Here is a 12,560-nt window from a genome sequence, read left to right as displayed (position 1 = left end):
GTTTTTTTAATATAATATAACAATCACACTGCTTTATGCAATCATTTTTCTCGCTAAAACGAAAAATAAGTTTCTTAGTCGGAAAATTCTGAAAAATGGGTAATCGGGTAGATAGTTAAAAACTGTTAATGTATAATTTTCTAGAGTATTAAGTCTATAATATCAATTTTTATATAAAACAGTGTTTCTTTAGGATTATTTTATTTCTTCAAAAGAGGTAAAATATCAAAAATTATCCTAAAAAGGATATAAATTTTCCAATTCGAGAAGGGTAGTTCTTTTAAATTATGTTATAATAGTAGTATTGATTTTTTTGTATGAACAAAAACTATATGAAAATTCTATATTACTATTAAAGACTTATGGGGTGGCAGCATGAAATATCTTTTAAGCGAAGTCTTATTTAATGAATTATTTATTGGCAAAGATTTTGTCTTTTTAATGAAAAAAGTGGGAGACGATTATCAATATATTCGCTTAAATCAAGCAGCTAGAGCTTTGTTTCCACAAGATGCGATTGGGAAAATGCTTTCTTCCCTTACCCAAAGTCGTAAATTCACTATAATTAAAGAAAATTACAATCGAGCGATTACAATGCATAGTCAAGTTGATTATGTGGATTATGCCTATTATAAATCAGAGGTTCGTAAATACGAGACATCTGTTCGTCCGCTTAAACATAATAATGAAGACTATATTTTAGCTATAACTAAAGAGATTATCTATGATCGTAGCATCGAAGATAAGTTTTTGTTTCTGCGTTCAATGTTTGATCATGCCTTCTTTTCCACAGTCATCTTATCAGCTGAAGGGACTATTAATGAAGTGAATTCCAGGTTTACAGAAGACTTTGAATTAGATACTGAAACAGTTAAACAGCATTTATTCATTGATCTACCAATTGTTCCTAAAGATGAGGTAGAAAATATACAGAACTATTTACAAAAAGCAGCTATGGGCGAAAATATTGGCGAAAAACTCATTAAGCTTCATACACTGGATAAAAAAGAGCGCAAGTATTTAGTTTCACTATCCCCAGTTATGCAGGGGGATAACTCTTTTGCTATTTTTCTTATCATGCAGGATTTCACAAAATTCACCGAACAAAAGGCAGAGTTACGCTCAAAATCACATGGCTTTGAGATGTTAAAGGTTGCTCTCAATTCTGCAGCTTCCATTGCTGTTCTAGATAGAAATGCAAAAATTTTAGAAGTGAATGATTTGTTTTTAAATGCAACAGGCTTCATTGCAGGAGAATTAATCGGTCAATCTTCTTTAGAATTAATCGAGCCTCGTAAAAATACAGAAGAGTTAATACAATTAATTAGGAAAACACTTGAATCGGGGAGTATTTGGCGAGGGGAGCTATGCTATCGTACAAAATTCCATGCTGATTTTTGGGTAGAGACGACTATAGTTCCATTGAAAAATGAATTTGGCGAGACAGCACAATATTTATCCATTAACTATGATATTACGGACAAGAAAAGAATGTTAACGGAATTGAAAAATATTGAACGCACATTCCGTCTAATTACAGAAAATACAAATGATTTAATTGTCATAACAAACGAAGATGGCATCATTATTTATGCCTCGCCCTCTTATGAGATGTATTTAGGCTACGAAAATGCAGAATTACAAGGTCAGTTTTACAATAATATTGTCGATGAACAAAGTAAGAAGGCTTGGCAAACGTTTCTAAATAATTTTTCGGGTCAAACGGAAACACAATTTGAACTTCTACTAAAGGCGAAGGACGGTACGCCTGTTTGGACTGAAGGAAACGTTACAGTTGTTCATGATCCAAAGCGCGAAAAAGTTTCACAAATTATGATGGTATCTCGTGAGATTACTCATCGTAAGGAACGAGAGAATGATCTATTATATTTAGCTTATCATGATACATTAACACAATTACCAAATCGCCGTTTTTTAAACAAGGAGTTCCCGAAAATATTGGCAGAAGCGAAAGAACATAATGAGTGTTTAGCTATGCTCTATATCGATGGGGATGACTTTAAGACTGTAAATGATCAGCATGGCCATGACACGGGGGATGATTTTATCCGAATGTTTGGTCAAGTATTAATTACTGCGGTACGTAACCACGATTTAGTGGTTCGAATGGGTGGCGATGAATTCATTGTCGTCTTAACAGGCTTAACTCGAGATGATAAGACGAGGCATACTCAAATGATGGATATTATTAATCGCATCCGTAATGAACTAAAAAAAGGTTGGACGATTGAAAAACATCACTTTGCTCCAACAGCATCCATTGGTATCGCTTATTATCCGGATCACGGTCAAACATTAAATGGATTGCTAGAATTAGCAGATCAAGCTTTATATAAAGCGAAGGAAATCGGAAAAAATAATCATTATATTACTGACATTTAATCAATTATGCCTCGGCATAATTGTTGATGTCGCTTCGCTTACGCACAGATAAACAATGCATCCGGAATCTGTTTTGTGCTTGCGCAAAAGAACTCCTTTCAGCCTTCGTGACATCGCGAAGGCTTTAAATTCTTTTAGAAATAAAAAAAGTCTGTATTACAAGTAGTTGCTTGTGGTACAGACTTTTTGTTTGATGGTATGCTATAACCGGATTAAGGAAAAAACCTTATCGTTAATTTGAAATAGAAGGTGAAGAAATGCCTAAGAAAATACTTTTGGTGGAAGATGAGAAGCACATCGCTCGTTTTGTGGAGCTAGAATTAAAGCATGAAGGTTATGATGTAATTGTAGCTTTTGATGGACGTGAAGGACTTGCGCTAGCTGGATCTGATAATTTTGATGTGCTGTTATTAGATGTGATGCTTCCAGGAATCAATGGAATTGAAATTTGTCGTCGGATACGTTCGCAGTCACAGGTACCTATTATATTGCTAACGGCACGAGATGCAGTGATGGACCGTGTAGCTGGCTTGGATGCTGGTGCAGATGACTACATAGTAAAACCATTCGCTATTGAAGAACTATTAGCTAGAATTCGTACTATTTTACGTCGGGTGACACCGGATGAAAAAATGGGGGAATCATTACATTTTCGAGATATCGAAATGGATATCGCGGCCTATGAAGTTTTTGTACAAGGAAATAAGCTTGATTTAACGAAAACAGAATATGATCTACTAAAACTATTAATAGAACATAAAAACAAAGTTTGTACACGGGAGCTAATTTTAACCTCTGTTTGGGGGTATGATACGGATATAGAGACAAATGTCGTAGATGTATATATTCGGCATTTGCGAACAAAACTACCGGGTGATACGAATGCTTATATTGAAACCGTTCGTGGGGTTGGATATGTGATGCGCGAATGAAAAAATGGAGAGATTATTTAGTCAATCAGTCATTGCAAAGAAAATGGATGCTAACTTCTAGTGCTGTTATATTTTTTAGCTATACTATTATATGTATTGTCGTATATATTTCACTTCATACATGGCTATCAAATGACGAGGAAAGTAAAATCAAACGGACAAGCGATGATTTGGTGTATTTTTTAGAATCACAAGGACCTGGTCTTACGGTTCAGGAAATACAGCAAAATAAAGGTCTTTTAGATTCTATTAAGGATCGTGATCAAACAGTTAAATTATTTAATTCAGATGGCGAAAAGATTTTAAGTATTTATGAAAATTCACAGGTTGCACCTCTTACCTCTTTAGGTGAAATTGTTGAAATGACGATTGATAAAAAGAATGTCTATGTCATAAATCAACGTATTCAGCTCGGTTTCTTTCATGGATATATCCAGGTGATTCATCCTTTATCAAAATTCCAGTCGTTGATGCACTATTTATTGACGACAATGCTAATAGCAGGCTTAGGAGCATTATTGTTATCAGCATCTATTGGTTATTATCTTGCCAATTATTTAATGAAACCACTACGTTCGTTACGTTCATCCATGAAAACAGTTATGGATAAAGGATTTAATGAACCGATACAATTAACTTACACCTCTCATGATGAGATAGGTGATTTATTGAAAATGTACAATGCGATGATGAATGAATTACAAATTTCATTTGCACAGCAGCAACAATTTGTTGCGGATGCCTCTCACGAGTTAAGAACGCCTATTCAAGCAATTGAAGGGCATCTCTCTCTTTTGAAAAGATGGGGCAAGGATGATCCAGAAATTTTAGAGGAATCTATTGATACTTCATTAACGGAAATTGCACGAATGCGTAAAATGATCGAAGAATTACTAGAACTTGCTCGTCGTGAAGAAAAAGACATCGATAGTGAGGCTGATGCAGTAGCTGTAATAGAAGCTGTTATAGAGGAGACAAGGCTCATTCACCCAGAAGCTCGAATAACGCTGTCGAAAGATGAAGAAATAGGGCGAATATTTATTACAGAAAATGCACTTAGCCAAATTGTTCGTAATATAATAGAAAATGCAATTCGTTATTGTGAGATAATTCCTGAAATTCAAATTTCACTAGCTGTTTCCGGGAAAGATGTATTAGTTAGGATAGAGGATAATGGAATTGGAATAGCAGAGGAAGATATTCCATTTATTTTTGATCGCTTTTATCGAGTTGATGAGGCAAGAAATCGTCAAATCGGCGGAACAGGCTTAGGGCTTAGTATTACAAGAATGTTACTTGAAAAATACAATAGCTCTGTAGAAGTCAAGAGTGAAAAGAATGTTGGAACCGTTTTCTTCGTGAAATTTCCGCTAAAATATTGAGGAAAATACATGCTTTATTTAATTATTCTATCCTTTGAGAATAAATTTGCTTAATTTGCTAAAAAGAGTTGTATTTTTTGTGAAGAGTAGTAAGATTGAGATGGAAAAAACGTTCTTTAAATTATGGGTATGTTGTGTTAAACATCCTTTTAAAGAGCGGAGAAATATTATATAATTAATTGTAATTTAATTAATGGAACTGCCGAAAGGCAAAATTTGGAGGTCATTTTTCATGTCGAACAACGTTACAACTGTAAGTTCTCCATGGTCAGCTTTCTCTGGTCCTAACCTAGGATATGTGATGGAGCAATACGACTTATTCTTACAGTCTCCTGAAGAAGTAGAACCGGAGTTAGTATTATTATTCCAACAATTTGGTGCACCAGTAGTAGTAGAAGGTGAAGTAGCTGTAGCTAGTAATGCAGCAGCTCCTGCTGGCGATTACAAGAAAGTGTTAGCAGCTGTGAAATTAGCAGATGCAATCCGTACAAACGGTCATTTAGCGGCAGATATTTATCCTTTGAAAAACCGTGAACTACAAACAGCTCAAATTGAAGAAAGCGCGTTCAACTTAAGCGCTGCAGATTTAGCTGAAATTCCTGCAGCTGTCTTCTTCAAAGATGTGCCAGCAAACGTGAAAAATGGTAAAGATGCAATCGATTACTTAAAATCTGTTTACACAGATAAAGTAGCATTTGAATATAACCACGTAGTAGCAACAGAAGAACGTGATTGGATACAAGCACAAATTGAATCAGGTTCATTTAAACAAGCATTAACTTCTAATGAGAAAAAAGCTTTATTAGACCGTTTAACTCGTGTTGAAAACTTCGAGAAGTTTATTCATAAAACTTTTGTAGGTCAAAAGCGTTTCTCTGGTGAAGGTTTAGATACTCAAATCGTCTTATTCGATGAAATAATGAAAACAGCTGAATCAAATAGCGTTGAAAATGTACGTATTGGTATGGCCCACCGTGGTCGTTTAAATGTGTTAACACACATTTTAAATAAACCATACGACATGATGTTCTCTGATTTCGCACATGTTTCTAATGAATTATTTATGCCAAAAGACGGTCGCCTTGAAATTACTAAAGGCTGGACTGGCGATGTAAAATACCACATGGGTGCTTCTTACAACCGTGAATCTGGTATGAATGTTAAACTTGCTTACAACCCTTCTCACTTAGAAGTAGGAAATCCGGTTGTTTTAGGTACTGCTCGTGCATCTCAAGATGATACTTCTAAACCAGGTCAAGCGGTTCATAACCGCACAAAAGGATTAGGTATTCTTGTGCATGGTGATGCTGCGTTCCCAGGTCAAGGGATCGTAACAGAAGTATTAAACTTTGCAAAAACTGAAGGGTTCACTACTGGTGGTACAATCCACATCATTGCTAATAACATGATTGGATTTACAACTGAATTACATGACTCTCGTTCATCTGTTTACTCTTCTGACCCTGCAAAAGGTTACGAAGTACCAGTTGTGCATGTAAATGCAGATAGCCCTGAATCTGTAGCTTTAGTTGGTCGTTTCGCAGCTAACTACCGTCAAAAATTCGGTAAAGATATTATCGTTGACCTTATTGGTTACCGCCGTCATGGTCACAATGAAACGGATGATCCTACTGTAACAAACCCTGAAACGTATAAATTAGTTTCTAAACATGAACCAGTTCGTGCTTTATACGGTGCTCAATTAGTAGCTGAAGGTGTAGTTTCAGCTGAAGAAGTAGCTGCATTAGATAAAGCTATTTATGCAGAAATGCAAGCGGCTTATGATCATGTAAAAGAAATGGCAGATAAAGATGAACACAAACATTTAGAAATGCCAGAAGAATTAAAAGTAGAATTCCCACAAATTGATACAGCAGTTGGTGCGGAACGTCTAGGGAAAATTAATGAAGAGCTTTTAGTGTTTGAAGAAAACTTTGAACCACAGAAAAAACTTGGCAAAATTTTAGAAAAACGCCGTGATGCATTTGCTTCTGCAAAAATCGACTGGGGTCATGCAGAAACTTTAGCTTATGCAACAATTATTCAAGATGGCACACCAGTACGTTTTACAGGTCAAGATGCACAACGTGGTACGTTCTCTCAACGTCACTTAGTGTTACATGACAAAAACAATGGTAATTTATTCACGCCACTTCACCATATTTCAGGTGCAAATGCATCATTTACAGTACACAACTCTCCACTTACAGAAGCTGGGGTAGTGGGCTTTGAATATGGTTACAATTTAGAAAATGACCATGTATTATCTGTATGGGAAGCTCAATTTGGTGACTTTGCTAACATGGCACAAGTTATGTTCGATAACTTTATTTCAGGTGCACGTGCTAAATGGGGCCAAAAATCTGGTTTAGTAATTCTTTTACCACATGGTTATGAAGGTCAAGGTCCAGAACACTCTTCAAGCCGTATGGAACGTTACTTACAAATGTCAGCTGAAAATAACTGGTTCGTAGCAAACTGCTCAAACGCAGGTAACTACTACCACTTATTACGTCGTCAAGCAGCATTATTAGGTACTGAAGGCGTTCGTCCACTTGTGGTTGTATCACCTAAGTACTTACTTCGTCACCCATTAGCTGCAGCAAATGCTGATCAATTAGCAAATGGTTCATTCCAAGAAGTAATTGAACAACCAGGCCTAGGTTCAAAACCAGAAGCTGTAGAGCGCATTGTTTTAGGTTCAGGTAAAGTCATGATCGACATCGCAGACCGTATTAAAGACGGTGAAGGATTCGATCACCTACACATTACTCGTGTAGAACAACTTTACCCATTCCCAAAAGAGCAAGTTGCTGGTATTATTGCTAAGTATCCTAATGTAAAAGAAATCGTTTGGGTACAAGAAGAGCCTAAAAACCAAGGTTCTTGGAATTATGCATTAGAAACATTACATGACCTTTCAGAAGGTAAAAAGCTACGTTATGTAGGCCGTCCTGCAATGAGTTCAACTTCTGAAGGTGATGCAGATTCTCATAAAGCAGCTCAAGCCGCACTTGTAGAAGAAGCAGTTGCTGAGCCTGTAAAGGTTAAATAATCACATATAAAATATTTTTGAGAGCCGGGCTACTTGCTTAGGCAGTAGCCCATTGATGTGCACCAATGCACGTTAATTAAAGGAGGAAATGAAAGTGGCTGAAATTAAAGTCCCTGAATTAGCAGAATCGATTACAGAAGGTAGTATCGCACAGTGGGTAAAAAAAGTGGGCGATCGCGTTGAAAAGGGTGAATTCATCGTTGAACTTGAAACAGATAAAGTAAACGCTGAAATCATTTCTGAAGAAGCAGGCGTTTTAACTCAAATTTTAGCTGAAGAAGGCGATACTGTACTTGTAGGTCAAGTAATTGCAGTTGTAGAAGCTGGCGAAGGTGCAGCACCTGCTCCAGTTGCAGCAGGTCCAGTTGAGGCAGCACCAGCTCCAGCAGCACCACAAGCAGCTCCAGCTCCAGTTGCAGCAGCTCCAGTTGTAGTAGAAACTTCTGGTGAGCGTGTAATCGCGTCTCCAGCAGCACGTAAACTTGCTCGTGAAAAAGGTATTGACCTTGCTGCTGTATCTCCAGTAGATCCACAAGGCCGTGTACGTGTACAAGACGTTGCAGCTCATGGTACAGCTCCAGTAGCAGCACCACAAGCAGCTCCAGCAGCGCCTAAAGCAGTAGCAGCTGTTGATGAATCACGTGTGACTGTTGAAAAAATGAGCCGTCGTCGCCAAACAATTGCAAAACGCTTACTTGAAGTGAAACAATCTACAGCAATGTTAACAACATTCAACGAAGTAGATATGACAAACGTTATGGCTTTACGTTCTCGTAAAAAAGACCAATTCTTCGAGTCAACTGGCTCTAAACTTGGTTTCATGTCATTCTTCACAAAAGCTGTAGTTGCAGCACTTAAAAAATACCCATATGTGAATGCACAAATCTCTGGTGATGAAATTCACTTAAATAACTTCTTTGATATCGGTGTAGCTGTATCAACAGAAGAAGGTTTAGTAGTACCAGTTGTACGTGACGCTGACCGCAAAAACTTTGCAGAAATTGAAGATTCAATCGCAGACCTAGCGAAAAAAGCACGCGACAAAAAATTAGGTTTAGCTGATCTTCAAGGTGGCTCATTCACAATTACAAATGGTGGAGTATTCGGTTCATTAATGTCTACACCTATCATGAATGGTACACAAGCTGGTATCCTTGGTATGCATACTATCAAAAAACGTCCAGTTGAAGTGAATGGTGAAGTAGAAATTCGCCCAATGATGTACTTAGCACTTTCTTATGACCACCGTATTATCGATGGTAAAGATTCTGTAGGCTTCCTTAAAACTGTTAAAGAACTACTTGAAAACCCAGAAGATTTATTATTAAATTCTTAATTCCTGAGTTTTTTAAAACCTTGCGAACATTGTTTCGCAAGGTTTTTTTCTTGTTTGAATTATTTGAGGAAGTGAAGATTAAAGTAATCGGAGTGACCGAAAGAAGGGCTGAAACGACGGAAAGAGGACCTGAGACGACGGATAAAGCTAACGAAGCGACGGATAAGGGAGCCAAAGTGACGGATCGCTTACCCTAACGTTTGCGAAAGCTTCCCTATAATAATGTATATAGTACAAAACTATTATTTGTACAGAACTACAATTTCTCTAAAATTATTAAAAAAGAAGTTATGTATTAATTATTTGCGGATTTTCTTTAAAAAGGATAAAAAACCCTAATATTGTAATTAGTCAGAAAAGTAATAAAATTATCTTGACGAATAAGTTAGTTTTATAGTAGTATCTTAATAATCAATTAAATATTCAAACCTCACGTTTTTTCTATTGTGAGGTAGAGGCGCGGTATTTATTAGTTCATTGTTGAGTACAAGCAAGCGAAGACGCAATGAAGAAGGAACTATCGCCGAAGTGTAAAAGGAGCTCGTACTTTTATGCTGGGTCTGCAGTGAATAAGTGCAGGACTGTCCTAGTAGATTTTTTCCAGGTTTACTAGGTTGTGCTATCTCGGAATGATGGAATTATAGTGAGGATTTGGGCAACTGTTGAAAAAGTAAGACCTAAGTTCAGAGCTTAGGCTTTTTTAGTACAGTTGTCTTATTTTTTTACAGAAAAAGGGGGAGTTTTACATGAAAAGAAATTGGTTAGTAGTAATGTTGACCGTAGTGACTGCAATTTTGTTAGCTGCATGTGGTACTAGTGACAAGAAGGAGCCGTCTTCATCTAGTAATGAGGGGGGCAATACGAATAACGAGGAAGCTGGTGACGAATTCCGTATCGGGATGGAAGCTAGTTATGCTCCGTTTAACTGGACGCAGCAAGGTGATGCAAATGGTGCAGTAAAAATTGCTGATAATGCAGAATATGCAGGCGGTTACGATGTACAAATGGCGAAAAAAATAGCTGAAGGCTTAGGAAAAGAATTGGTTATCGTAAAATTGGAATGGGATGGATTAGTACCAGCTCTACAATCAAATAAAATCGATGCTATCATTGCAGGTATGTCACCTACTGAAGAACGTAAGCAAACGATCGACTTCACAGAAAACTACTATACGTCTGATTTTGTAATGGTAATTAAAAAAGGTAGCAAATATGAAAAAGCAACATCTATCCAAGATTTCTCTGGTGCAAAAATCACCTCACAGTTAAATACATCTAACTACTCTGTTATAGATCAAATCAAAGGTGTAAAAAAGCAGACAGCTATGGATAGCTTCCCAGCAATGCGAGTAGCATTAGAAGCTGGAAAAATTGATGGTTATGTAGCAGAACGTCCAGAAGGTATTTCCGCTGCTGCTGCAAACGATAAATTAACATATGTAAAATTTGAAGAGGGCTTCGATACAGATATTTCAAATACATCGATCGCAGTTGGTTTACGTAAAGGTGATGCAAACCTTGAGAAGATAAATGAAATTTTAAAAGGTATTTCTGAAGATGATCGTCAAAAAATTATGGAAGAAGCCATTCACCAACAACCAGCAGCACAATAATATGATTGCGCGGGCTAGCTACTAGTCCGTGTAATATCATTAGATTAGAATCTTACTAAATTATAATAATGTCTTAGATAATTGTTTCATAAGATAAAAGAAACAGCGGCCAAATTAAAATGGTAGATAGCTAAGACGATTGTAATGAAAAAGCAACACGACGTTTTTAGGAGGTACATCATGAGTCTAGAATGGATTATTTCTATTGTTGAGAACAACTGGCAAATGTTTTTACGAGGTGCGTATTATACATTACTTATTTCGATTATTAGTACAATTATTGGTGCACTTATCGGATTTTTTATTGGAATTATGCATACCATCAAAGTTCGTAAAAAGGGAGTAAAATTTTATAGCTTGAAATTCATTAATTTTATACTAACTTGCTATGTAGAATTCTTCCGTGGTACACCAATGATTGTACAAGCAATGGTTGTATTTTACGGCTTAGATATAGCATTTGGTATTGATATGCACTTTATTACGGCAGGTATTTTAGTTGTTTCACTAAATACAGGCGCTTATATGGCAGAAATCGTACGAGGTGGAATTGTTTCCATTGATCAAGGGCAGTACGAGGCTGCATCGGCTATTGGTATGAATCATGTCCAAATTATGCTACATGTTGTATTACCACAAGTTGCCCGAAATATTTTGCCGGCTACAGGTAACCAATTAATTATGAACATTAAAGATACAGCAGTTTTAAACGTTATTGGCGTTACGGAATTATTTTTCCAAACAAAGTCGATTGCAGGTAATAACTTCCGCTATTTCGAATCTTTCTTTGTAGCATGTGTCCTTTATTTCATCATGACATTCACAGCATCAAGAATTTTATTGTATATAGAGAAACGGTTGGATGGACCAGATGCCTACCAAAAAGAACAGAAAGAAGCAGTATAGGGGGGCTAATAAATGACAGTTATTAAAATAGAGCATTTAAGTAAATCATTTGGGCGTAACGAAGTGTTAAAGGATGTAAATTTCCAAGTAGAGAAGGGCGAGGTTGTCTGCTTAATCGGGTCTTCAGGTTCTGGTAAATCAACATTACTACGCTGCATTAATTTACTGGAAATACCAAGTGGGGGTCAAATTATATACAAAGGTGAAAATATTTTAGATGAAAAGCATAATATCCAAGAATATCGTACACATTTAGGTATGGTATTCCAGCAATTTAACTTATTCAATAATCACAATGTCCTAAAAAATTGCACAGTTGGTCAAATGAAAGTATTAAAGCGTTCGAAGGCAGAAGCCGATGAAGTTGCCCAAAAATATTTGCAAATTGTTGGTATGGATCAATATGTCAATGCGAAGCCACGACAGCTATCTGGCGGTCAAAAGCAGCGTGTAGCGATTGCGCGAGCATTGTCAATGAATCCAGAAGTAATGCTATTTGATGAACCGACGTCAGCTCTTGATCCAGAAATGGTAGGGGAAGTATTAAAGGTAATGCGGCAGCTAGCGGATTCCGGAAATACGATGTTAATCGTTACACATGAAATGGAATTTGCCAAAGAAGTAGCCGATCGTGTAGTCTTTATGGATAAAGGTGTTATTGTAGAGGATGGCCCTCCAACACAGGTTTTAGTAAACCCTCAGCATGAACGGACAAAAGCATTTTTAAAACGGACATTAAGATAAATAAGATACGCGTTTGGTAATGAATAACTAAATAAGTGAGTCCAAACGAATTTTATTATATAATGTGAAATAATTAAGCTGAACTAAAATAGTTCAGCTTTTATTTGTGATTAAGATATAATCTGGGCCACTCCAATTATCGGTGCAGTCAACTCTAGGAACTTTCTTCCACTGATAGCGTCAATTTTA

At 36.7% G+C, this 12,560-nt stretch carries 8 protein-coding genes and 1 riboswitch; all 8 genes read left to right on the top strand.

Annotation, left to right across the window (positions count from 1 at the left end; genetic code table 11):
• Positions 1-375: 375 nt before the first annotated feature.
• A complete protein-coding gene (locus tag ABE34_RS06180) occupies positions 376-2,403 on the top strand; it encodes a diguanylate cyclase domain-containing protein (RefSeq protein WP_197141151.1) in 2,028 nt (675 codons plus the stop codon).
• Between the two features lie 257 nt (positions 2,404-2,660).
• Positions 2,661-3,335, top strand: coding sequence for a response regulator transcription factor (locus ABE34_RS06175; protein ID WP_197141150.1), 675 nt, complete (start codon positions 2,661-2,663; stop codon positions 3,333-3,335).
• Entirely contained in the window at positions 3,332-4,717 is a 1,386-nt protein-coding gene (locus ABE34_RS06170) for a HAMP domain-containing histidine kinase (protein WP_197141149.1), read from the top strand. The genes ABE34_RS06175 and ABE34_RS06170 overlap by 4 nt, the downstream gene beginning before the upstream one ends.
• A gap of 232 nt (positions 4,718-4,949) precedes the next feature.
• The gene (locus tag ABE34_RS06165; protein WP_197141148.1) at positions 4,950-7,772 is read left to right on the top strand and encodes a 2-oxoglutarate dehydrogenase E1 component; all 2,823 of its coding nucleotides are present in this window, start codon (positions 4,950-4,952) and stop codon (positions 7,770-7,772) included.
• Positions 7,773-7,866: 94 nt separating this feature from the next.
• Positions 7,867-9,108, top strand: a complete 1,242-nt coding sequence (odhB, locus tag ABE34_RS06160) for a 2-oxoglutarate dehydrogenase complex dihydrolipoyllysine-residue succinyltransferase (protein ID WP_197141147.1) — start codon at positions 7,867-7,869, stop codon at positions 9,106-9,108.
• Positions 9,109-9,552: 444 nt separating this feature from the next.
• A riboswitch (Lysine riboswitch) is annotated at positions 9,553-9,738 on the top strand.
• Positions 9,739-9,854: 116 nt separating this feature from the next.
• Entirely contained in the window at positions 9,855-10,721 is an 867-nt protein-coding gene (locus tag ABE34_RS06155; protein ID WP_197141145.1) for a transporter substrate-binding domain-containing protein, read from the top strand.
• 180 nt (positions 10,722-10,901) lie between these two features.
• On the top strand, positions 10,902-11,627 hold the full coding sequence (locus tag ABE34_RS06150; protein WP_197141144.1) for an amino acid ABC transporter permease: 726 nt from the start codon (positions 10,902-10,904) through the stop codon (positions 11,625-11,627).
• Positions 11,628-11,639: 12 nt separating this feature from the next.
• Positions 11,640-12,371 (top strand): amino acid ABC transporter ATP-binding protein, encoded by a 732-nt coding sequence (locus tag ABE34_RS06145; protein ID WP_197141143.1) that lies wholly within the window; start codon positions 11,640-11,642, stop codon positions 12,369-12,371.
• Positions 12,372-12,560: the final 189 nt, after the last annotated feature.

The organism is Lysinibacillus sphaericus, from assembly GCF_015844675.1.
GTDB lineage: Bacteria > Bacillota > Bacilli > Bacillales_A > Planococcaceae > Lysinibacillus > Lysinibacillus sphaericus_E.
Note: the sequence above shows the minus strand (reverse complement) of the source record. Positions and strands in the feature narration are given on the sequence as shown.